This window comes from Rhodococcus ruber NBRC 15591 (assembly GCF_001894945.1).
In the GTDB taxonomy this organism is placed as follows: domain Bacteria; phylum Actinomycetota; class Actinomycetes; order Mycobacteriales; family Mycobacteriaceae; genus Rhodococcus; species Rhodococcus ruber.
In genome coordinates this window covers 72,468-93,541 of the sequence record NZ_BCXE01000016.1, presented here as the reverse complement: position 1 = coordinate 93,541, position 21,074 = coordinate 72,468, and the positions used below count along the sequence as shown (strand labels likewise).

20 protein-coding genes and 2 pseudogenes are annotated in these 21,074 nt (G+C 70.5%); 9 read left to right on the top strand and 13 right to left on the bottom strand.

Translation table 11 applies throughout. The features are described from left to right. Positions 1-73: 73 nt before the first annotated feature. Positions 74-1,852: a glycoside hydrolase family 15 protein gene (locus RR3_RS10780; protein WP_064066459.1), complete on the top strand. Its 1,779-nt coding sequence runs from the start codon at positions 74-76 to the stop codon at positions 1,850-1,852. A gap of 60 nt (positions 1,853-1,912) precedes the next feature. On the opposite strand, the gene RR3_RS10775 is transcribed toward RR3_RS10780, so the two are convergent. The 9 genes and pseudogenes from RR3_RS10775 to RR3_RS10735 form a co-directional block, all read right to left on the bottom strand. Beyond that, positions 1,913-2,287 carry a carboxymuconolactone decarboxylase family protein gene (locus tag RR3_RS10775; RefSeq protein WP_040271302.1) on the bottom strand — a complete coding sequence of 125 codons (375 nt, stop codon included), beginning with the start codon at positions 2,285-2,287 and terminating at the stop codon, positions 1,913-1,915. After that, positions 2,284-3,869, bottom strand: a pseudogene (locus RR3_RS10770) (long-chain-fatty-acid--CoA ligase). Before RR3_RS10770 ends, RR3_RS10775 begins: the two are co-directional and overlap by 4 nt. 36 nt (positions 3,870-3,905) lie before the next feature. Continuing rightward, on the bottom strand, positions 3,906-4,559 hold the full coding sequence (locus RR3_RS10765; protein ID WP_003935441.1) for a CoA transferase subunit B: 654 nt from the start codon (positions 4,557-4,559) through the stop codon (positions 3,906-3,908). Position 4,560: 1 nt separating this feature from the next. Beyond that, on the bottom strand, positions 4,561-5,319 hold the full coding sequence (locus RR3_RS10760) for a CoA transferase subunit A (RefSeq protein ID WP_003935440.1): 759 nt from the start codon (positions 5,317-5,319) through the stop codon (positions 4,561-4,563). Between the two features lie 71 nt (positions 5,320-5,390). Next, positions 5,391-5,978, bottom strand: a complete 588-nt coding sequence (locus RR3_RS10755; RefSeq protein WP_003935439.1) for an RBBP9/YdeN family alpha/beta hydrolase — start codon at positions 5,976-5,978, stop codon at positions 5,391-5,393. Between the two features lie 42 nt (positions 5,979-6,020). Continuing rightward, positions 6,021-7,379, bottom strand: a complete 1,359-nt coding sequence (locus RR3_RS10750) for an MFS transporter (RefSeq protein WP_064066446.1) — start codon at positions 7,377-7,379, stop codon at positions 6,021-6,023. 153 nt (positions 7,380-7,532) lie between these two features. Next, entirely contained in the window at positions 7,533-8,585 is a 1,053-nt protein-coding gene (locus RR3_RS10745; RefSeq protein ID WP_064066447.1) for a beta-keto acid cleavage family enzyme, read from the bottom strand. Between the two features lie 52 nt (positions 8,586-8,637). After that, positions 8,638-9,528, bottom strand: a complete 891-nt coding sequence (locus RR3_RS10740) for a TauD/TfdA dioxygenase family protein (RefSeq protein WP_064066448.1) — start codon at positions 9,526-9,528, stop codon at positions 8,638-8,640. Positions 9,529-9,576: 48 nt separating this feature from the next. Next, positions 9,577-10,551: a quinone oxidoreductase family protein gene (locus RR3_RS10735; protein ID WP_010595150.1), complete on the bottom strand. Its 975-nt coding sequence runs from the start codon at positions 10,549-10,551 to the stop codon at positions 9,577-9,579. Between the two features lie 282 nt (positions 10,552-10,833). On the opposite strand from RR3_RS10735, the gene RR3_RS10730 reads away from it, so the two are divergent. From RR3_RS10730 to RR3_RS10720, 3 genes are read left to right on the top strand one after another with little or no spacing between them, the layout of a single operon-like run. After that, positions 10,834-11,919: an AraC family transcriptional regulator gene (locus RR3_RS10730; RefSeq protein ID WP_017681911.1), complete on the top strand. Its 1,086-nt coding sequence runs from the start codon at positions 10,834-10,836 to the stop codon at positions 11,917-11,919. Between the two features lie 11 nt (positions 11,920-11,930). Further along, positions 11,931-12,284, top strand: coding sequence for a YciI family protein (locus RR3_RS10725; RefSeq protein ID WP_064066449.1), 354 nt, complete (start codon positions 11,931-11,933; stop codon positions 12,282-12,284). 7 nt (positions 12,285-12,291) lie between these two features. Then, complete coding sequence (locus tag RR3_RS10720) at positions 12,292-13,518, top strand: RNA polymerase sigma factor (protein ID WP_064066450.1); 1,227 nt, start codon at positions 12,292-12,294, stop codon at positions 13,516-13,518. Here RR3_RS10720 and RR3_RS10715 read toward each other — a convergent pair. Then, positions 13,511-13,885, bottom strand: a complete 375-nt coding sequence (locus RR3_RS10715) for a DUF1622 domain-containing protein (RefSeq protein ID WP_017681908.1) — start codon at positions 13,883-13,885, stop codon at positions 13,511-13,513. The genes RR3_RS10720 and RR3_RS10715 overlap by 8 nt on opposite strands. Positions 13,886-14,048: 163 nt before the next feature. Between RR3_RS10715 and RR3_RS10710 the strand changes: the two genes are divergently transcribed. From RR3_RS10710 to thrS, 5 genes and pseudogenes are all read left to right on the top strand, one after another. Next, positions 14,049-14,654 (top strand): prepilin peptidase, encoded by a 606-nt coding sequence (locus RR3_RS10710; protein ID WP_061064871.1) that lies wholly within the window; start codon positions 14,049-14,051, stop codon positions 14,652-14,654. Between the two features lie 47 nt (positions 14,655-14,701). Next, positions 14,702-15,889: a chorismate synthase gene (gene aroC / locus RR3_RS10705; protein ID WP_026138085.1), complete on the top strand. Its 1,188-nt coding sequence runs from the start codon at positions 14,702-14,704 to the stop codon at positions 15,887-15,889. 4 nt (positions 15,890-15,893) lie between these two features. After that, a complete protein-coding gene (locus RR3_RS10700; protein WP_017682112.1) occupies positions 15,894-16,478 on the top strand; it encodes a shikimate kinase in 585 nt (194 codons plus the stop codon). After that, the gene (aroB, locus tag RR3_RS10695; protein ID WP_010595142.1) at positions 16,475-17,584 is read left to right on the top strand and encodes a 3-dehydroquinate synthase; all 1,110 of its coding nucleotides are present in this window, start codon (positions 16,475-16,477) and stop codon (positions 17,582-17,584) included. The genes RR3_RS10700 and aroB overlap by 4 nt, the downstream gene beginning before the upstream one ends. A gap of 425 nt (positions 17,585-18,009) precedes the next feature. Continuing rightward, positions 18,010-19,248 (top strand): annotated as a pseudogene (gene thrS / locus RR3_RS10690) (threonine--tRNA ligase); the annotation flags it as partial. A gap of 117 nt (positions 19,249-19,365) precedes the next feature. On the opposite strand, the gene RR3_RS10685 reads toward thrS, so the two are convergent. The 3 genes from RR3_RS10685 to RR3_RS10680 form a co-directional block, all read right to left on the bottom strand. Then, the gene (locus RR3_RS10685) at positions 19,366-19,923 is read right to left on the bottom strand and encodes a hypothetical protein (protein ID WP_010595140.1); all 558 of its coding nucleotides are present in this window, start codon (positions 19,921-19,923) and stop codon (positions 19,366-19,368) included. 130 nt (positions 19,924-20,053) lie between these two features. Continuing rightward, the gene (locus RR3_RS24900) at positions 20,054-20,197 is read right to left on the bottom strand and encodes a hypothetical protein (RefSeq protein WP_017682110.1); all 144 of its coding nucleotides are present in this window, start codon (positions 20,195-20,197) and stop codon (positions 20,054-20,056) included. Positions 20,198-20,357: 160 nt separating this feature from the next. Next, entirely contained in the window at positions 20,358-20,978 is a 621-nt protein-coding gene (locus tag RR3_RS10680; RefSeq protein ID WP_010595139.1) for a TetR/AcrR family transcriptional regulator, read from the bottom strand. Positions 20,979-21,074: the final 96 nt, after the last annotated feature.

The window sequence follows — 21,074 nt, the reverse complement described above, 5'->3', positions numbered from 1 at the left end:
GCGCCCGGCGCGTCACCGGAACCGCACGTGTGTGCATCACCGGCGGTACACGACCGACCAGCGGGAGTATGCGATGCGTATCGAAGACTACGGTCTGATCGGAGATCTGCAGAGTGCCGCGCTCGTCGGCCGCGCCGGCAACATCGACTGGTTGTGCCTGCCTCGGTTCGATTCGCCGTCGTGCTTCGCCGCGCTGGTCGGTGACGATCGGCACGGGCACTGGAGTCTGCGCCCGGCAGCCGAGATCACGGGGGTCACGCGGCGGTACCGCCCCGGAACGCTCATCCTGGAGACCGACTTCGAGACCGCGGACGGTGCGGTCCGCGTGATCGACTTCATGCCGCGCCGCGGCGACGGACCTCCGCGGCTCATGCGCATCGTCGAGGGGTTGCGCGGCAGGGTGTCGATGCGGATGCGTCTGTCGCTCCGACCGGACTACGGCACGATCACGCCTTGGGTCGAGCCCGCTGCCGACGGTGTACTCGCCACCGCGGGACCCGACTCGTTCCGGCTGAGTACTCCGGTGCCGCTGGGGATATCGGATGGTGATGCGACGGCGGACTTCACCGTCGCCGAGGGGCGACGCGAGCGCTTCACGCTGTGCTGGCACTACTCCTTCGGTCCCCCGCCGTCGGTCGAGGACGCGGACTCGGCGCTGGCCCGCACGCAGGCGTGGTGGCACGAGTGGAGCAGCCGGCTCGAGTACGCCGGACCGTACCGGGACGAGGTACTCACCTCCCTCATCGTGCTCAAGGCCATGACCTACGAGGTGACCGGCGCGCTGATAGCAGCGCCGACGACGTCCCTGCCCGAGGACATCGGGGGAGTGCGCAACTGGGACTACCGGTTCTGCTGGATCCGTGACTCTGTGCTGGCCCTGGAATCCCTTCTCGCCGGCGGATACACCGAGGAGGCGTTCTCGTTCCGCAGTTTCCTCCAGCGGGTCGGCACGGGAGACCCCGCGAAGATCCAGATCATGTACAGCATCGGCGGTGAGCGGCGCTTGACGGAGTTCGAGCTGCCCGACATGCCGGGATACGAGGGATCCGCCCCGGTACGGGTCGGCAACGCCGCCTCGGAACAGTTCCAGCTCGACGTCTACGGCGAACTGATCGGCGTCGCCTTCCTCAGCACCGAGGCCGTGGGGCGGGTCGAACCGCACCTGTGGCCGCGCTGGCGCACTCTGATCGAATACGTCGAGTCGATCTGGGGTGAACCCGACGACGGAATCTGGGAGACCCGCGGGCCGCGGCGGCACTTCACCCAGTCGAAGGTGATGGCATGGGTGGTGTTCGACCGGGCGGTCCGCCTGGTCGAACGTTACGACCTGGACGGTCCGGTCGAACGGTGGAGGCGGCTACGGGACGAGATCCACGACGAGGTGTGCGAGCGCGGCTACGATGCGCAGCGCAACACCTTCACCCAGTACTACGGATCGGAGGAACTCGACGCCAGCGTGCTGACGATTCCGCTCGTCGGCTTCCTGCCGGGCACCGACGAGCGGGTGACCGGCACGATCGACGCGGTCACCCGCGAACTCGGGCGCGACGGGTTCGTCTCGAGGTACTCGACCTCCCGGACGGACGACGGTCTGCCCGGCGACGAAGGCCAGTTCCTGGCGTGCTCGTTCTGGCTGGTCGCTGCGCTCGCCCGCAACGGCCGTCTTCAGCAGGCTCGGACGTTGTTCGAGCGGCTCGCCGCCTTGAGCAACGATCTCGGGTTGCTGGCGGAGGAGTACGACGTCGGACGTCGTCGCCAGGTCGGCAACTTCCCGCAGGCGTTCAGCCACCTGACCCTGATCGGTGCGGCCTACGCGATCGCCGCGGCAGAGGGCGCAGCCGACGAGAGGTGACCGGGTACGCGGCACGAGATGTCAGGACTGCCGGCCGTGCCTCGGCACGGCCGGTGGAGGTCAGGACGAGTCTCGCGCGGACAGTTCCTCGAGCAGGATCGGCACGCCGAGGTTGAGCGAGTGGATGCCGACGGTCGTGGCGAGTTTGAGGACTTCGAGAATTTCGTGTGCGGTGACGCCCAGATCGAGTGCGGCTCGGATGTGCCGCTGCAGTCCGGGGCCGTACATGTGGGTGCAGGAGGCATCGACCGCAATGCACAGCAACTGGACGACCTGCGGCGGGAGCACACCGCTTTCGTAGGGTTGCAGCGTGGCAGTCAGGTAGTGCTCGGTCCATCCGGGATCGAGTTCGTCGAGTCCGTCCCACAACGGGTTCCAACTTCCTTCGCGCTTGAGGCGGTCGACGATGGACGAAGCTGCGTCGTGGGTTGTCATCGGCCACTGCCCTGACCTGCGACGGCTGGAACCAGTTCGCGTTTGAGGATTTTTCCGGTGGCGGTCATGGGCAGTACGGTGGCGAACTCGATGTGGCGCGGGTACTTGTAGCCGGCCATCTGCTCCTTGCACCAGGCGATCAGCTCGGGTTCGGTGATCTGTGCGCCCGGTTCGCGGATGACGAACGCTTTGACCTCCTCGCCGTGACGTTCGTCGGCGACTCCGACGACGGCGGCGAGGGAGACGGCCGGGTGGGTCATGAGGACCTCTTCGATCTCGCGCGGGTAGACGTTGAAGCCGCCGCGGACGATGAGGTCCTTGGCGCGGTCGACGATGTAGTAGAACCCGTCCTCGTCACGCCGGGCCAGGTCGCCGGTGCGCAGCCAGCCGTCGCGCATCACCTCGGCGGTCGCCTCGGGTCGTCCGAGGTAGCCGGTCATGATGTTGTGGCCGCGCAGGACGAGTTCTCCGACGCCGTCGTGGACGGGATTCCAGTGTTCGTCGACGAGGGCGGCCTCGATGCCCCACACCGGTACGCCGATCGAACCGGGACGCGGGGCGCGTTCGGGGTCGCTGAACATTGCCAGCGGTGACGTCTCGGACAGGCCGTAGCCTTCGAGGATCTGGACATCGAACCTGTCCTTGAACTGCGTGAGGATCTCCACCGGCAGCGCCGCGCCGCCGGAGATCGCCCGACGCATGGTCCGCGCGATCTTTTCGACGTCGACGCCGGCCGCCTTCGCGGCGTCGAGCGCACCGAGCAGCGCCCAGTACATTGTCGGCACCCCGGCGAACACGGTGATGTCGTGCTCGTCCATCAGGTGCAGCGCCGCGGGGGCGTCGAAGCGGGGCATGAGCACGCAGGTGGCACCGACCGACAGTGCGGCGTTCATCGTCACGGTCTGGCCGAAGGAGTGGAACAGCGGCAGGGTGAGCAGATAGGTGTCCGGACGCTGCGGGGTGCTGTCGAACAGGCGGTTCGCGGTCAGGGCGTTGAGCACCATGTTGGCGTGGGTCAGTTCGGCGCCCTTGGGCCGGCCGGTGGTGCCGCTGGTGTAGAGGATCACGGCGGTGTCGACGGGTTCGCGCACGGCGGTGGCGAACGTGTCCGGCTGTTCGGCGGTGGCGTGGGCCAGGGTGGCGATACCGTCGAGCGGGGACGGGGCCTGCGGATCGCGGGTGATCAGCAGCATGGTGCGGCAACGGTCGGCCCGGTCGAAACCGGCCCTGCCGTATTCGCCGACGGGAAGTTCCGCGGTCCCTTCGAAGCAGAGGTAGAGGGCGGCACCGGAATCGTCGAGGTGATAGGCGATCTCGCGAGGCTTGAGCTGAACGTTCAGGGGCACGACCACCGCGCCGGCCTTGAGGATGCCGTAGTAGACGGCGGGAAACTGGGGGACGTTCGGGCACGAGAGCGCGACCTTGTCGCCCGGCGCGACGCCCTCGGCGACGAGCAGGTTGGCGATCCGGTTGGCCTGCGCGTCGAGTTGCGCGTAGGTGAGTCGTTCGCTGCGAGGACCAGCGCGGTCCGGTCGGGGTAGCGGCGCGCGGAGTCCTCCAGTAAGACGGAGAGATTGAGCATACGAATCGATGTCCTGTCGGAAGGGGGACGAGGGGATCAGACGAGGGGAGCGCCGGTGGCGGCGCGGACCTGCTCGTCGGTGACGCCGGGCGCGGTCTCGACCAGGACCAGTCCGTGGTCGGTGACGTCGACGACCGCGAGATCGGTGACGATGCGCTGCACCACGGCTCGGCCGGTGAGGGGCAGCGTGCACTTCTCGACGATCTTCGGATTGCCGTGCTTGTCGGTGTGTTCCATGAGCACGATGACCTTGGCGGCGCCGTGGACGAGGTCCATCGCCCCGCCCATGCCCTTGACCATCGCGCCGGGCACCATCCAGTTCGCGAGGTCACCGGTGGCCGAGACCTGCATCCCGCCGAGCACCGCGGTGTCGATGTGACCGCCGCGGATCATCGAAAAGCTCGTCGCCGAATCGAAGAACGACGCGCCGGGCTCGACCGTGACGGTCTCCTTGCCCGCGTTGATCAGATCCGCGTCCACCTGCTCCTCGGTGGGGTAGGGGCCGGTGCCCAGGATTCCGTTCTCACTGTGCAGGGTGACCTTCACCCCGGCGGGCAGATGGTTCGGGATCAGTGTCGGCAGTCCGATACCGAGGTTGACATATTGGCCGGGCGAGAGTTCGGCCGCGGCACGGGCGGCCATCTCGGTCCGCGACCATCCGAGGATCTTGGGTTCTGCTACTACGGTCACGTCAGGCTCCTTTTCCCGTCGAGACGGTGCGCTTTTCGATCTGCTTGTCCTGGGCGCCGGTGTGCACGATGCGGTCGACGAAGACGCCCGGCAGGTGTACCTGGCCCGGGTCGATCTCGCCCGGTGCGACGAGCTGTTCGACCTGGGCGATGCAGATGCGTCCGGCCGTCGCGGCGAGCGGGTTGAAGTTCATTGCGGCCTTGTTGAACACCAGGTTGCCCTCGGTGTCGCCGCGCAGGGCGTGTACCAGTGCATAGTCGGCGGTGATGGACTCTTCGAGCACGTACTGCTTGCGGCCGAACTCGCGGATCTCCTTCGGTGGGGACGCGACTGCCACCGAGCCGTCGGGGTGGTAGCGCCACGGCAGGCCACCGTCGGAGACGGGGGTGCCGACACCGGCCGGGGTGAAGAAGGCCGGGATGCCGGCGCCGCCGGCGCGCAGCTTCTCGGCCAGGGTGCCTTGCGGCGTCAGTTCCACTTCGAGTTCACCGGAGAGGTACTGCCGGGCGAACTCCTTGTTCTCGCCGACGTAGGAGGCCGTCACTCGTCGGATCCGTCGTCGTTCGAGGAGGATTCCCAGTCCGCGGCCGTCTACGCCGCAGTTGTTGGAGAACACCTCGAGGTCGGTCGCGTCCCCGGCGGCGATCGCGGCGATCAGCTGGTCCGGGATGCCGGACAGGCCGAACCCGCCGACGGCGAGGGAGGCTCCGGAGGGAACGTCGGCGACCGCCTCGGCGGCCGTTTCATAGATCTTGGTCATTTCGTGGTTTTCCGGACGTGAGCGAGGCGCTCGGAGTGTGGACGGGGACGGAGTCGCGGTGCCGGTGGGGTTCAGCTGTGTACCGGGAGGGCGGTGCTGTCGAGCAGTTGCCGGAGCAGGTTCTCGGCGTCGGGCCAGTAGCCGTATCCGGCGGCGGGATTGAGGTGCCCGACGTCGCCGAGGTCCACCAGGCGGCTGCCCCACGTTTCGGCCATGCCGGCGATGCGCCGGTAGCCGCCGAGCGGATCGGTGCGGCTGGCGGCGACGATGCTCGGAAACGGCAGCCTGCGGCGGGGGATGGGGTTCCATCCGCCCCGGTCGAGGTCGTCGGTGGTCGGGTAGCCCTCGGGCAGGGGTAGTTCCAGGTCTGCCGGCGTGGCCAGCAGCGCGCCCTGGATCGGACGCGTCGGGTTCTGCGCCCAGTGCACGGTGATCATCACGCCGGCGCTGTGGGCGACGAGCACCACGGGTCCGTCGATCTCACGCAGGACCTCGTCGAGTGCGGCGACGCGGGCAGCGCGGCTGAGCTTGTCGCGCTCGAGCGGAGGAACGGTCCGGACGTCGGAAAGACGTTCGGCGAGCAGGGTCTGCCAGTGATCGGCGACGTGGTCGCGCAGGCCGGGGACGATGACCACGGTCGGGGAGTGGGAGGGGTTCACGGGGGACTCCGGGAGATGGGGTGGGAACGGGACGACAGTCGTTCAGGCAGCCGCGCCGGAGCCGGTGCCGAGGGTGGTGAACTTGCGCAGGCCCAGCGGGTAGAGGCGTTTGCCTGCTACCAGTGCGCCGATGGCGAGGACGTAGACCAGCGGGGACAGCTGCAGCGCTTCCCGCAGGCCGAGGCGGTCGGCGAGGATGCCCACCACGAACGGGCCGAGGGCGAGGCCGAGCAGATTGTTGGCCACGGTCAGCGTCCCCATGGCGGACGCGCGGACGGACGAGTGCGTGAGGTTGGCGACCATGGCCGCGGTGGGTCCGGAGGATCCGGCGGAGAAGAACGCACCGATCCCGAGCAGCACCAGTTGCGCGGTGCCCGTGTCGAGACGGAACGCGAGGGCCAGGCACGCCAGGGAGATGGCGCAGAAGGCGATCGCGGTGGTCCACTTGCGGGTGATGTCGTGCCGTCCGACGCGGTCGGTGACGATCCCGCACACCACCATGCCGCTGCCGACGAGCAGGACGACGATCGAGGCGGCGACGCCGGCCTTGTCCGGGGCGAGGCCGTAGTAGCGGTTGAAGAAGCTCGGCGTCCACGACAGCAGGACCGCGGCGGTGAACATCTGGAGGCCGCCGCCGACGTAGGCGCACAGCACGGCGGGGTTGGTGAACAGGCTCGACACCGGCGCGCGGAATCCGTCCGGCGGTGTGGTCGCGGCACCGGCGGCTCGCTCGTCGACGGCAGCGGGCCGGTCGTCGGCGGCGTGCGCGGCGAGCTTGCGCTCGGTGACCAGGGCGCGGAACAGTGCCACCAGGATGAGCCCGAAGACCGCCATCGCCGCGAACGACCACCGCCAGCTCAGATGAACGGCGATGACGCCGCCGAGGGCGACACCGAGGACCGAGCCGAACGAGCCGCCGGCCATGAACGCCCCACTGAGGGAGGCGTGGACCCGGGGAGCGAACACGCTCAGCACCACCGCGATTCCGACACTGCCGTAGGCGGCCTCGCCGACGCCGACGAGAAATCGCGCGCCGAGCATCTGCTCGAAGTTGGTGGCCACCGCACACATGAGAGTGGCGACCGACCACAGCACCGCCATGAGCACCAGGCTCTTGACCCGGCCCCAGCGATCGGCCAGCAGCGACAGCGGAAGCGTGAGCAGGCCGACCATGAGCGCCACGATGCTCGTCAGCGATGCGAGCTGTGAATCGGTCAGGGCCCATTCGGTCTTGAGGAACGGGAAGACGGCACTGAGAACCTGCCGGGACATGTAGTCCGACAACAGCAGTCCGAAGGTGAGAGCGAACACGAGCCACGGGTACTTCCGCGATCGGGTCCTCGGACCGGCGGGGGTGCTGGTGGCGGTGTGGTTCTCCAGGGAGGAGGTGGACGATCCCATGGGTGCTCCTGCAAGGCTGGGGCGGCGGGCGGGGATGCGCATCGGGGAGCGCCCACCGCGAGAGGGGCGAGGACAGGGAGGGCTCGACGGACTCGGTCACCGGCCGGGTCCCGGGGCACACGGTGCGGGTCGCGTGCCCCGGGGGTCCGTGGTTCAGCCGTGGTGGGTGAAGCCGACCTGTCCGGGCCGGCGATTGGGGGCGTAGCCGAGCTTGGCGAGGGTTTCGTCGGCGTCGCGGTAGGTCTCGCCGATCCGGTAGATCTCGCGGGCCTCCTTGCCGGTGGCGACCTCGCGGCCCAGTTCCCCGGCGATGCGGACCAGCTGCCGGATCTGCTCCACCGAGGTCATCTTCTCGCCCTTGCGGCCCCAGATGGTGTCCTCGTTGCCGCAGCGGGTGTGCAGGCCCATTGCGATGGCCATCGCGTTGACCGGGAGCACGGACCGCATGAGCGTCTCGAGGGTCAGGCAGGCGCCGTCCGGAACCCGCTGGACGAAATTCATGATGTTGTACGGATTGGGGCCGTCGAAGCCGCCGCCGATACCGACCCACGTCAGGTTCAACGGTCCGGTGTAGATCCCGCGCCGGATCAGTCGTTCGACGGTCTCGAGCTGCGGGATGGACGAGAGCTGGAAGTGTGGCTGAATACCCTTGGCCTGCAGTCGCTTCAGATGCTCCGCAACCCACTCCGGCCCGGCGGGCACGGTCATCTCCCGGTACGTCGCCGCGAGTTCCGGACGTTCCATCGAGGTGCCGGCGATGTCGTCGGCCGTCATCAGCTCCATGATGTTCATCTGGCTGGTGTTGATGGCGATGGTCACCTGGTCCGGCGCCGGGTCGAGCTCGGCGAGCATGTGCCGGGTGTCGTCCGAGAGCCACTTCGCCTCGGCGTCTTCGCCTTCGGGGGCGAAGGAGATGGATCCACCGACCTGCAGGATCATGTCCGGCACCGCTTCGCGCAGGCCGGCGAGCAGCTCGTTGAACTTCGACAGTCGCTTGCTGCCCTTGCCGTCGAGTTCACGGACGTGGATGTGCAGCACGGTCGCGCCCGCCTCGTAGCAGTCCACCGCCTGCTGGACGTGCTCCTCCATGGTCAGGGGAAGGTCCTCGCGGAAGTCGTCGAGCTCCCATTCCGGGCCGTAGGGCGCGGCGGTGATGACCAGCTTCTCCTGGTTCTCGGGGAACAGGGCGTCGTCGTGGAAGTGCATTGTCGGGTCTCCGTTTCGGGATGTGGAAGGTGAAGAGAGGGAAGGGAAGAACTCAGAACGGCCGGTCGCCGACGATCCCGGCGCGTTCCATCTTGCGAACGGCGGGCCGGTAGTCCTGCACCGCGTAGTGCTGTGTGGAGCGGTTGTCCCAGATGGCGACGCTGTTCTTCGTCCAGCGCCAGCGCACCTGGTACTCGGGAATCGAGGCCTGGCTCGTCAGGAACTGCAGCAGGTTGCCGGCACCCGGGGCGTAGTCGATGCCGAATCGGACGTTCTCGGCGGTGTGGTAGTTGACCAGGTGGGTGGTGAAGGAGTTGACGAACAGGATCTTCTCGCCGGTCTCGGGGTGGGTACGCACCACCGGATGTTCCGCGTCCGGGTAGCGGGCGTGCAGCGCATGCCGCTGTTCGAGCGGCAACCGGGCGCCGAAGCTCGCCTCGATGCTGTGCCGGGCCCGGAGGTCGGCAATCTGCTCCTTGACCGGTCCGGGCAGGCGCCGGTAGGCCTCGGCCATGTTCACCCAGATGGTGTCCCCGCCCACCGGCGGGGTCTGCACACAGCGCAGCACGCATCCCAGCGGCGGGTTGTCGCGCCACGTGGCGTCGCAGTGGTAGGCGTTCTCGTAGTGCTCGGGCGGGCTGTCGGGGTCCTTGTAGATCCGCACCAGCCCGGGATGGTCGGGGTCGCTGCCGACCACCGGGTGATCCTCGAGCGGGCCGAACCGCTCGGCCAGGGCGACGTGCTCGGCGCGGGTGATGTCCTGATCGCGGAAGAACAGCACCTTGTGCTCGAGCAACAGGGCTCGCAGCTCGGCGAACAGCGTGTCGTCGCGCGAGACCTCACCGAGGTCCACGTCGAACAGTTCGGCGCCGATCGTGCAGGTCAGTGGTTCGGCCCGGAAGGCCGGGGAGACCGGACTCGGCGGTCGGGTGGCGGTGGTCATGGGTGGTCCTTCGGAAGTGGGCGGACTCCGGGTGCGGCCCGGACCGGGTCAGAGGGCGAAGACCGACGAGCCGATGCTGCGGCCGGCCTCGAGATCGCGATGCGCCTGCACCGCGTCCTCGAGTGCGTACCGCTGGTTGATCTCGATCGCGATCTCGCCGGTCGCGACGTGCGAGAACAGTTCCGCGGCGAGGGCGGCCCGCTCGGCCGGGTCGGCGATGTAGTCCGCCAGCGCCGGACGGGTGACGTACACCGAACCCTTGATCGCGAGCTGCATGGCATCGATCGGCGGGATCGGCCCCGAGGCGGTGCCGAAGCACACCAGCAGGCCGCGGCGGGCCAGCGAGTTCAGTGAGGTCTCGAAGGTGGTGGCGCCGACGCTGTCGAACACCACCGGAACGCCCTTGCCGTCGGTCAGTTCCCGCACCCGCTGCGCCACGTCCTCCTCGGTGTAGATGACGACCTCGTCGCAGCCGTGTGCCCGGGCGACCTGCGCCTTGCGCTCGCTCGAGACCGTGCCGATCACCCGGATGCCCAGCAGCTTCGCCCACTGGCAGAAGATCAGGCCCACGCCGCCGGCGGCGGCGTGCAGCAGCACCGTGTCCCCGGCCGCCAGCGGCCAGATGCGCCGCAGCAGGTAGGCGGTGGTCAGACCGCGCATCGTCATCGCCGCGGCCGTGTCGAAGCCGATGGCGTCGGGCAGCGCGATCAGGTGCTCGGCGGGCATCACCCGTTCGGTGCTGTAGGCCCCGAGCGGGCTGCCGGTGTAGGTCACCCGGTCGCCTTCCCGGACCGACGTCACGCCTGGGCCCACCGCCTCGACCACCCCGGCAGCCTCGACGCCCATCCCGGCGGGCAGCGGTGCCGGGTACAGGCCGGTGCGGAAGTAGGTGTCGGCGAAGTTCAGGCCCACCGCCTCGTGCCGGATGCGGACCTCGCCGGGGCCGGGTTCGCCGACCTCGACGGCCTCCCACTGCAGAACCTCCGGACCACCGGTCTCGTAGAAGCGGACAGCCTTTGCCATGTTTCCTCCTGAACGCGCACTCGCAGGCCGGGGGCCGGCGGAGGGCAGATGTGTATGAACTCGGTGGGACGGGAGCGCCGGTGGCGGCGATCCCGGCTCTCGGCCGTGGGTGCGGCCGAGGACCCCGGGGCGATGGAAGCGGAGCTGCTGGGGCGTCTGGACTCTCGATCCGCTCCGTCACACTTCGCCGTACCTTGTGATGCAACTAACAGTAGGGGTTCCCGAGGCGATATGCTTATCCCCTGGGGACGGATTGCCATTCATTTCGGGACAGGACCGGTAGTGAAACCACTGGCGCGCTACGCCGCACTGAACAGCTATGTCGAACTGGCACATTCGTCGAAGATCGATCCGGCCACGTTGCTGCGCGCGTCCGGTCTCGACCTGGCCGGCCTGAGCCTGCAGGACCGGTGGGTACCGGCCGAGGCGATCGCGGACCTGCTCGAACGTTCCGCCGCGGCAGCCGATCGCGACGACTTCGGCCTCGTGCTGGCCGAGCGACGACGGTTCTCCAACCTGGGCCCGCTGAGCCTGGTGGTCCGCGAGGAGCCGGACGTCCGCAGCGCGCTGCGAATCCTCGTGCGCTACGAGCACATGTACAACGAGGCCCTGCACACCCGCCTGACCGAGCAGGGCGGTATCGCCACCATCCGCATCACCCTCGACGTCGGCCGGACCGGGGAGTTCCGCCAATCCGTCGAACTCGCGGTAGCGGTGATGCATCGTCTGCTGCAGGGCTTCCTCGGTCCGCAATGGCGTCCGCTGTCCGTCTCGTTCGCGCATCCCGCACCCCGGCACCGCGAAACTCACCACCGCGTCTTCGGCACCGCCGTCGACTTCGATCAGGACTTCGACGGAATCGTCCTCTACACCGCGGATCTGGACGCGCCCAATGCCATGGCGGATCCGCTGCTGCGGTCGTACGCGCAGCAGTTCCTCGACTCGGTCGGAAGTCCCCGCGAGACCACCACGGTGGACCGGGTGCGGGAGCTGATCGAGTTGCTCCTTCCCACCGGCCGGTGCTCGGTCGGCCAGGTGGCCCGCAGTCTCGGCATCGACCGCCGGACCGTGCACCGCCGACTCGCGGACGAGGGGGAGACGTTCTCGTCCGTCCTCGATGCCACCCGCGCGGACCTGGCGGTACGCATGGTCGGGAGCGGACGGCACTCGCTCACCGAGGTTTCCGACCTGCTGTCGTTCTCCGCGCCCAGCAACTTCTCCCGCTGGTTCAGGAACCGGTTCGGGTGCAGCCCGAGCCGATGGCGTGCGGAGGAAGAGGGACGTTCCGAGCCGGCGCGTGCGATGTCGATTCGGCGGCCCGCCGATCGTGTAGAGGGTGGATCACCGGCGCCGGTCCGGCGATCGTGAGGAGGAGTGCCATGCCCCAGTACCTGCTGAGCATCTACCAGCCGGACGGCGACCCGCCGCCGGCGGAGATCCTCGAGCCGATCATGCGCGACGTCGAGGCCGTCGACGCCGAGATGCGCGCCGCCGGCGCCTGGGTGTTCGCCGGTGGCCTGCACCCGCCGAGCACGGCCACCGTGGTCCGGCTCGACGGCGACGGAATCCTCACCACCGACGGCCCGTACCTCGAGGGCAAGGAACACATCGGGGGGTTCACGGTCGTCGAGGCGCCCGACCTCGACGCCGCCCTCGAATGGGGCCGCAAGCTCGCCCGCGCGATCACGCTGCCGATCGAGGTGCGGCCGCTGGCGGGCGGGCACTGCGGGTGAGACGTCCGTGCCCGCGGTGACGGACGCGGAGATCGCGCGCGTGTTCCGTAGCGAACACGGTCGCGCGGTCGCCGTGCTCGTCCGCGTCTTCGGGGACATCGACCTCGCCGAGGAATCCGTGCAGGACGCGTTCACCGCCGCCGCCGCCCGGTGGCCCGCCGACGGACTGCCGCCGAGTCCGGCCGGCTGGATCGTCACCACCGCCCGGCGCCGCGCGATCGACCGCCTCCGCCGGGAGAAGGCCCGCGCAGGCAAGCACGCCGAGGCCGCCCGCCTGCACGCCGCCGTGACCAGCGACATCGGCGGCGAGGACGATGCCGTGCCCGACGACCGGCTGCGCCTGATCTTCACGTGTTGCCATCCCGCGCTGGCGCCCGCCGCCCGCGTCGCTCTCACGCTCCGGCTGCTCGGCGGCCTGAGCACCGCCGACATCGCCCGAGCCTTCCTCGTTCCCGAGAAGACGATGGCGCAGCGGCTGGTGCGCGCCAAGGGCAAGATCCGCGACGCCCGGATCCCCTACCGCGTTCCGGGCCCAGCGGAGCTACCCGGCCGCCTCGCATCCGTCCTCGCCGTCGTCTATCTCGTCTTCACCGAGGGGCACACCGCTGCCGGCGGGGACCGTCTGGTCCGCGACGACCTGTGCGCCGAGGCGGTCCGGCTCGCTCGCCTGCTGGCCGAACTGCTGCCCGACGAACCCGAGGTGCTGGGCCTGCTCGCGCTGCTGGTGCTCACCGACGCGCGGCGACCGGCCCGCACGAACGCCCACGGCGATCTGATCCCGCTCGCCGCGCAGGACCGCACGCTCTGGGACCGAGACCTGATCAGCGAGGGACAGGCCCTCGTCCGCCGCTGCCTGCAGCTGCGCCGGCCCGGCCCGTACCAGATCCAGGCCGCGATCGCCGCCGTCCACAGCGACGCCGCCACGGTCGGGGCGACCGACTGGCGCCAGGTGGTCGCGCTCTACGATCAACTGCTCGTCGTCGCCCCCACCCCGGTCGCCGCCCTGCACCGCGCCGTCGCGGTGGCCGAGGTGGACGGCCCCGGCGCGGGTCTGGACCTCGTCGACAACCTCGACCTGGACCGCTACCACCTGTGGCACGCGGTGCGGGCCGACCTGCTCCGCCGGCTCGGCCGTCTCCCCGAGGCCGCCGCGGCATACGACGCCGCGCTCGCCCGGGCCACCAACGCCGCCGAGCGCGGCTTCCTGCAACGTCGCCGCGCCGAACTCAGCTGACCGGTGCCTGCTCGGGCCGCGGTTCGCTCCTGCCGTTCTGCCACGGCCACCGCCCGGAGATCTCGAGCTGCAGCGACCAGCTCAGGAAGGTCCGGATCAGGACGATGATCGCCAGGACCCCCACCGACGTGAAGGTGGGGGTCACGGCGACCGTCTTGATGATGTCCGCGGCCACCAGGAACTCGAGGCCGAGCAGGATGGACCGTCCCAGATCACGCCGGTAGCGTTCGTAGATCGGCGCGCCCGGCGAGCGGCGCCAGGACCGCAGGGCGATCCAGCTCGCCACCGCCGCACCGACGACGATCACCGCCACCCCGACGACGTCGACGGCGCCGCCGACGGTCTCGAGAACGCGGGCCAGCTCCATGCGAACCTCCGGGATGCGGACGGGACGATTCGGTCATCGTCGCAGGTCCGGCTCGATCCGTCCCGGCAACCGGGTTGTCCACAACCAGCCCGTCCGTCCACAGATTCCGGTCGTGGGCGGCAAGATCGTCGTTCCGGCGCGACCCGGACGGCACGCTGACGGCATGACCGTCGTGTTGTTCGCCGTGCTCGGCGCCGCGGCCGGAACCGGCATGCGGCGGCTCGTCGCCCGCCTCGTCCGGCGGCTCCCACCGCGCGGGATGTGCGAGGCGGCCGGCGCGGCCGGTGGCGCCGTGGCCGTGCTCGCGACCTCGACGATGCCGGGCGCGTTCGCCGTCGCGGCCTTGATCTGGTGGTGCCTGTGCCTGAGCGCGGCCGACCTGTCGGCGCGGCGGCTGCCGAACGTGCTGACCGTGCCGGGCGCCGGCGTCGTCCTCGCGGTCGCCGCGGCAGCGGGGCAGGGAGCCCCGGCGCTCGCCGGGGCGTGCCTGCTGGCGGGTCCGTACCTGCTTGCCCATCTGGCCGTCCCGCGCAGTCTCGGCGCGGGCGACGTGAAGCTCGCCGCCGGGCTGGGGGCAGCCGCGGGCGCCGCCGGCGCGGGGGCGTGGACGACGGCGGCCCTGCTGCCGCCGCTGCTCACCGCCGCGGCGGGCGCCGTCGCCGTCGCCGTGGGTTGGGTACGGGCACACCGTCGCCCGCGCGGTGTGGTGCTGCCGCACGGGCCGTCGATGTGCGCGGCAGCCGTCGCCGGGGTCCTGGCGGCGGCTTGACCGGGGCGGCGTCCCGCCGGTGGCGGCGAACGTGGAAGGATGGTCCTGTGCTGCGCTGGATAACTGCTGGAGAGTCCCATGGTCCCGCCCTCGTCGCGATGCTCGAGGGGATGGTCGCCGGTGTCGAGGTGACGTCGAGCGACATCTCGGAGCAGCTCGCGCGGCGGCGCCTCGGCTACGGCCGCGGCGCACGCATGAAGTTCGAGGCCGACAAGGTCACCATTCTCGGCGGCGTCCGGCACGGCCACACCCTCGGTGGCCCGGTGGCCATCGAGATCGGCAACACCGAGTGGCCCAAGTGGGAGACCATCATGTCCGCCGACCCGGTGGACGCCGAACTGCTCGTCGGACAGGCCCGCAACGCACCGCTCACCCGCCCGCGACCCGGTCACGCCGACTACTCGGGGATGCTCAAGTACGGCTTCGACGACGCGCGTCCCGTCCTCGAGCGCGCCAGCGCCCGGGAGACCGCGGCCCGGGTCGCCGCCGGCACCGTGGCCCGCAACTTCCTGCGCCAGGTGTTCGGCGCGGAGGTCGTCTCGCATGTGATCTCCATCGGCGCGTCCGAACCCTACGTGGGAGCGGAGCCGACCGGGGCCGATCTCGCCGCCATCGACGCCAGCCCCGTGCGGGCCTTCGACAAGGCGGCCGAGGAATCGATGATCGCCGAGATCGAGGCCGCCAAGCGCGACGGTGACACCCTCGGCGGTGTCGTGGAGGTCGTGGTGCACGGCCTGCCGGTGGGCCTGGGTTCGTTCATCAGCGGTGCGGACCGGCTCGACGCCCGGCTCGCCGCGGCCCTCATGGGCATCCAGGCGATCAAGGGTGTCGAGGTCGGCGACGGCTTCGAGACCGCCCGCCGGCGCGGCAGCGTCGCCCACGACGAGATCCGGCCCGGCCCGGACGGCGTGCTCCGCTCGACCAACCGGGCCGGCGGCCTCGAGGGTGGCATGACCAACGGCGAGGCGCTGCGGGTACGGGCGGCGATGAAGCCCATCTCGACGGTGCCGCGCGCCCTCGCCACGGTCGACATGGCCTCCGGCGAGGAGGCCGTCGCGATCCATCAGCGCTCCGACGTGTGCGCCGTGCCCGCGGCCGGTGTCGTGGCCGAAGCGATGGTGGCGCTCGTCGTGGCGCAGGCCGCGCTCGAGAAGTTCGGGGGCGACTCGATCGACGAGACCCGCACCAACGTCCGCAACTACCTCGAGGCCGTCGCGGCCCGGGTGCCACGGTGACGCCATGACGCCACGCGCAGTCCTGATCGGGCCGCCCGGGGCCGGCAAGTCGACCATCGGCCGGCGGCTCGCCCAGGCGCTCGATCTGCCGCTGCTCGACACCGACGCCGAGATCGAGCGCACCACCGGCCGCACCATCCCGGACATCTTCGGCACCGACGGCGAACCGGCGTTCCGGCGGATCGAGGAGGAGGTGGTGGCCGACGCGCTCGCCCGGCACGACGGCATCGTCTCCCTCGGCGGCGGCGCGATCCTGTCCGAGCGCACCCGCGCCCTGCTGCAGGGCCGAACGGTGATCTACCTCGAGATCAGCGTCGCCGAGGGCCTGCGCCGCACCGGAACCAACACCACGCGACCGTTGCTCGCCGGGGCGGACCCCGCGGCGAAGTACCGGGAGCTGATGCGCCGGCGCCGCCCGCTGTACCGGCAGGCGGCCACCATCCGCGTGCGCACCGACGGACGCAGCCCGGGCCGCGTGGTGCAGCAGGTCCTCGCCAAGCTGGAGGCCCAGTCGGATCTGGCTGCCACCGGCGCCCACCCGTCCGCGCCCAGCACGACCAGTACAGAGAATCGGAGCAATCAATCGTGACCGAACCGGTACGCGTCGACGTCCAGACGGCCCAGCCCTACCCGGTGATCATCGGTCGGGGCCTGCTCGGTGAGCTCGTCGACGAACTCACCGGCACCCGCACCGTGGCGATCCTGCACCAGCCGCCGCTCGCGGAGACCGCCGAGGCGGTCCGGGCCGCGCTGGCGGAGAAGGGAATCGACGCTCACCGCGTCGAGATCCCCGACGCCGAGGACGGCAAGGACCTCGCGGTGGCGGGGTTCTGCTGGGAGGTGCTCGGGCGCATCGGGCTGACCCGCAGCGACGCGATCGTCAGCCTCGGCGGGGGAGCGGCCACCGATCTGGCCGGGTTCGTCGCCGCCACGTGGATGCGCGGCGTGCGGATCGTGCACGTCCCCACCACGTTGCTCGCCATGGTCGACGCCGCGGTCGGCGGCAAGACCGGCATCAACACCGAGGCCGGCAAGAACCTCGTCGGTGCCTTCCACGAACCGTCCGCGGTGCTCGTCGACCTCGCCACGCTCGAGACGGTGCCGCGCAACGAGATCGTCGCCGGCCTCGCCGAGGTGATCAAGACCGGCTTCATCGCCGACCCGAAGATCCTCGAGCTGATCGAGGCGGATCCGGAGGCCGCGCTCGACCCGACGGGAACGGTGCTGCCCGAACTGATCCGGCGCTCGGTCGAGGTCAAGGCGAAGGTCGTCGCCGCGGACCTCAAGGAGTCGAGCCTGCGCGAGATCCTCAACTACGGGCACACCCTCGGTCACGCCATCGAACGGCGCGAACGCTACCGGTGGCGGCACGGCGCCGCCGTCGCCGTCGGTCTCGTCTTCGCCGCCGAGCTGGGACGCCTCGCGGGGCGCCTGGACGACGCCACCGCCGACCGGCACCGCAGCATCCTCGAGCTCGTCGGCCTGCCCACCACCTACGATGCCGACGCCTTCCCCCAGCTGCTCGAGGGCATGCAGACCGACAAGAAGAACCGCGCGGGGATGCTGCGGTTCGTCGTCCTCGACGGCCTCGCCAAGCCCGGGCGCCTCGAGGGACCGGATCCGTCGCTGCTCGCCGCGGCGTACTCGGCGGTTGCGCGGGAGGGCACCGCGGACGCAGGCACCGTGCTCCTGTGAGCTGCTGACCGGCTGAGCTGCCGACCGTCGTCGACGGGCCGTCGCACCCTCGGGGTGCGACGGCCCGCGTCCTCGTCGGAGATCTTCCCGGTTCACCACCGCGCGGATAATTCGCCCTGGACGGAACGCAGGAATTCTCCGAATTCCTGGTCCCCGCCCGAGCCGAACGGCCGCCTACCGAAAAGACGATGAAAAACCCGGGCGCGCAGGAGCTCCGGGATGCAATCGCTCTTCGCCGTTGATTTCCGGGCGAAACCGGCCGTACGATTCCGGTCGTGATGAACGCTCAGCAGGTCACGACGACGCCGGATGCCTTCCGGCGCCGCGTCGCTCACTGCTGACCCACCAAGCGAGCCCCGGGAGTCGACGTCCCGGGGCTTTCGTCGTGTTCGGGCACGTCGCTCCCTCTCGCCGAGACGAGAGTCGAGGAACAGGAAATGAACGGTGCAGATCACCGAGTGCTCGGTCGCGAACTCGACATGTTCGCCAGCGCGCCGATTGTGGGTGCGGGTCTTCCGCTGTGGCTGCCGGACGGTGCGGTGATCCGTGCCGAGCTCGAGGCCTTCGCCGCCGAGGTGGCGGCCGAGTCCGGCTGTCGCCGCGTCTACACCCCGGTGCTCGCCAAGAAGGAGCTGTTCGTCCGGTCGGGCCACTGGTCCAAGTTCGCCGACGACATGTTCCCCGAGATGCGGGTCGGCGGCGAGAGTTTCGTCCTGCGGCCCGCCAACTGTCCCCATCACGCCCAGATCTTCGCCTCGCGGGCCCGCAGCTACCGCGACCTGCCGATCCGCCTGTCGGAGCTGGGATCGATGTTCCGCAGCGAACTGTCGGGCGTGCTCGGCGGCCTGAGCCGGGTCCGGCAGATCGGTCTCGACGACGCGCATGTGTTCTGCGCGCCCGAACAGGCCGGTGCGGAGGTGGAACTCGCGTTGAGTGCGATCGAGCGCTGCTATCGGGTTCTCGGGCTCGACGCCCGGCGCTACCGCCTCTCCCTCCGCGGTGCCGGGGGCAGCTATCTCGGCTCCGGCGAGCAGTGGGCGCATGCTCAGGGTCAGCTGCGCGGTGCGCTCGAACGGTGTGGGCTGGACTTCTTCGAAGCCGAGGGGGAGGCCGCGTTCTACGGTCCGAAGATCGACGTCCAGGTCGCCGGGGCGCACGGGCGCGAGGAGACCGTGTCCACCGTCCAGTTCGACTTCACTCAACCCGAGCGTTTCGGCCTCGAATACACCGGCGAGGACGGGCACAGGCACCGGCCCGTGATGATCCACCGGGGTGTGCTCGGATCGATGGAGCGGCTGACCGCGATGCTCGTCGAACGCTTCGAAGGGCGCATGCCGCCGTGGCTCTCGCCCCGCCAAGTGGCGGTCCTGCCGGTCCGTGACCCACACCGCGACGAGGCCGGCGCGTTGCGGGACAGGCTGCTGGACGAGGGGATTCGCGCCGAGGTGCTCTCCGGTGGATCGCTGGGCAGCCGGATCCGCGCTGCGCGCCTGCACCGCGATCCCTACCTCGCGATCGTCGGCGACGAGGAACTCGCGGACGGCACCGTCAGCGTCCTGGTGCCGCAGTGCGGTCAGCGGGCGCGCATCGGGCACGAGCAGTTCGTGCGCCGGGTGCTGGCCGACGTCCGGGGCCGGGTCCTGGGCCCGTCCGCACTGCCGTGAGGGTGCTCTCGCCGTCGTCGAGCCGGACCATGATCGATCGGGCCGGGCCGGGACGGCGACGCGCGCGCGGACCGGTCACCCGCGCGTCGGTCGCCGGCGCGGCCGGCCCCGGCCGGGCTACTCGGCGCCGTGCACGACCTGCAGGCCGGGACGGGTCGCCCGCGCCGACGGAGGTGCCCCGCGGCGGGCCCGTTCGTCCCGGTCCGGGCGGGCGATCCGGTGGGCCTGCAGATAGGCCACGCCGACCCGGGAGTACCAGGCGGCGGTCCAGGACGGGATCCCGCCCAGCATCGACAGGGCGAACCCGTGGTGGCGCTCGACGAAGTCGACGGTCACCGCATACAGATCCACCCCCGGGCACTTCCGGGCCGCCGCCTCGAGATCGAGGTCGTCGGGCCACCAGTTCGCCGGCAGGACGGGGTCGGCCGCCTGCCGGGCGCCCGGGTGGCGGAGACCGAGCACCCGTCCGCCCACCGCCGCCGCGGCGCTGCACGTTCCTTTCACGAGCCCCCGCGTCGTGGACCACAGCCCTCCGGGGTGCGTCAGCGGCAGTATCGCCCCGAGCAGTCGCCCCAGCTGCGGCTCGCCGCCGGTCCGCGACGCGAAGGCTCCGCCCTCGTCCGAGCCGTTCGGGACCGTCTTCCGGTCGGGACGTATCGGGGCGCGCTCTCCCATGCTTCCCTACCTTAAATGTGCTGGGCGCCAGAGGGATTGGTTTTCGGCGATCGCATGACGGGGGAGCGGCGGCTCCTGTGCCCGATGTCCCGGTGCGCGGGGCCGCCGCGGCCGGTGCCGCGGATCGGACTCATCCGGCGTCGATGCTCCGGTGGGCCAGTTCCTCGCGCGCGGCGATTTCGACGGCGGCCGGAAGTGTCAGGGTGCGTCCCAGTTCGAGGTCGGCTACGAATTCGGCGAGCAGATCGGTCGGCCATCGCTCGAATTCGGCCATCGCAATCCCCCCTCGGTGCGTGCGGTCGGGTGACCGGCGTGCCCCTGCCGGTTCCCGGTTCTCGACCCCGACAGTTCACATTTACACCACCGGCACGTCCCGTGACACTGCTTCCGTCCGAATCGGTCCGTTCCGCCCGGCGAGTCCGGTTCCGGGGAACCTACCCGGACTCCGAGGGGGTGACGGCGCGTCGGACGAGCAGGGTGCAGTGCTCGACGAGCGCCTCTCGCTCGACGTCGACCTGCCCGTCGATCCACGCGACGATCAGCGCCCCGATGCCCAGGCCCAGGACGGCGCCGCTGATCAGCCGGGACTCGGCGTCCGGTTCCGGCGCAGCGACGCCGACGAGCAGGGCGCCGAGGAGGGCGGGTGCTGCGTGCAGGCCCTGCTGCGACAACGCCGGCTCGGTCATCGCCTCGCGGACCAGCACCCGGCCGCGGCGGGGGTCGGCGGCGAAGAAGTCGATCGCTCCGGAGACGAAGGCGCGGGCCCGCGCGGCGACCTCCGCCGGGGCGGAGGCCACGACGGCCTGCATGTGACGCATGAGGCCCTCCGCCGTCGTTGCGAAGACTGCGGCGACCAGTTCGTCGCGCGAGGGAAAACTCTCGTAGAAGTACCGCTCGCTGACCCCGGCGGCCCGGCACACGGCGCGGACCGTGACCGCGCGGCCTCCGCCGGTGCCGAGCAGTTCGGTACCCGCCGCCAGGATCCGGGTACGGCGCTGCGCGCGCCGGTCGTCGGCGCTGACGCCGTGCCAGCTGCGGCTCGGGGGGGTGCGCATGGATCCCATCCTGCCGGACCGATCGGTCGGACCGGGAACGGCCGTTGACCCGCCCGTAGTGGACAACATATGTTGTCCACTACGGGGGCCGGGAGA

Bases quoted from the DNA above. Each gene is read 5' to 3' on its own strand.
- RR3_RS10710 (WP_061064871.1), top strand. From the start codon at position 14,049: ATGACCGTCGTGTTGTTCGCCGTGCTCGGCGCCGCGGCCGGAACCGGC.
- RR3_RS10700 (WP_017682112.1), top strand. From the start codon at position 15,894: ATGACGCCACGCGCAGTCCTGATCGGGCCGCCCGGGGCCGGCAAGTCG.
- RR3_RS10680 (WP_010595139.1), bottom strand. From the start codon at position 20,978: ATGCGCACCCCCCCGAGCCGCAGCTGGCACGGCGTCAGCGCCGACGAC.
- RR3_RS10780 (WP_064066459.1), top strand. From the start codon at position 74: ATGCGTATCGAAGACTACGGTCTGATCGGAGATCTGCAGAGTGCCGCG.
- RR3_RS10760 (WP_003935440.1), bottom strand. From the start codon at position 5,319: ATGACCAAGATCTATGAAACGGCCGCCGAGGCGGTCGCCGACGTTCCC.
- RR3_RS24900 (WP_017682110.1), bottom strand. From the start codon at position 20,197: ATGGCCGAATTCGAGCGATGGCCGACCGATCTGCTCGCCGAATTCGTA.
- RR3_RS10740 (WP_064066448.1), bottom strand. From the start codon at position 9,528: ATGACCACCGCCACCCGACCGCCGAGTCCGGTCTCCCCGGCCTTCCGG.
- RR3_RS10735 (WP_010595150.1), bottom strand. From the start codon at position 10,551: ATGGCAAAGGCTGTCCGCTTCTACGAGACCGGTGGTCCGGAGGTTCTG.
- RR3_RS10685 (WP_010595140.1), bottom strand. From the start codon at position 19,923: ATGGGAGAGCGCGCCCCGATACGTCCCGACCGGAAGACGGTCCCGAAC.
- RR3_RS10750 (WP_064066446.1), bottom strand. From the start codon at position 7,379: ATGGGATCGTCCACCTCCTCCCTGGAGAACCACACCGCCACCAGCACC.
- RR3_RS10715 (WP_017681908.1), bottom strand. From the start codon at position 13,885: ATGGAGCTGGCCCGCGTTCTCGAGACCGTCGGCGGCGCCGTCGACGTC.
- RR3_RS10745 (WP_064066447.1), bottom strand. From the start codon at position 8,585: ATGCACTTCCACGACGACGCCCTGTTCCCCGAGAACCAGGAGAAGCTG.
- RR3_RS10725 (WP_064066449.1), top strand. From the start codon at position 11,931: ATGCCCCAGTACCTGCTGAGCATCTACCAGCCGGACGGCGACCCGCCG.
- RR3_RS10775 (WP_040271302.1), bottom strand. From the start codon at position 2,287: ATGACAACCCACGACGCAGCTTCGTCCATCGTCGACCGCCTCAAGCGC.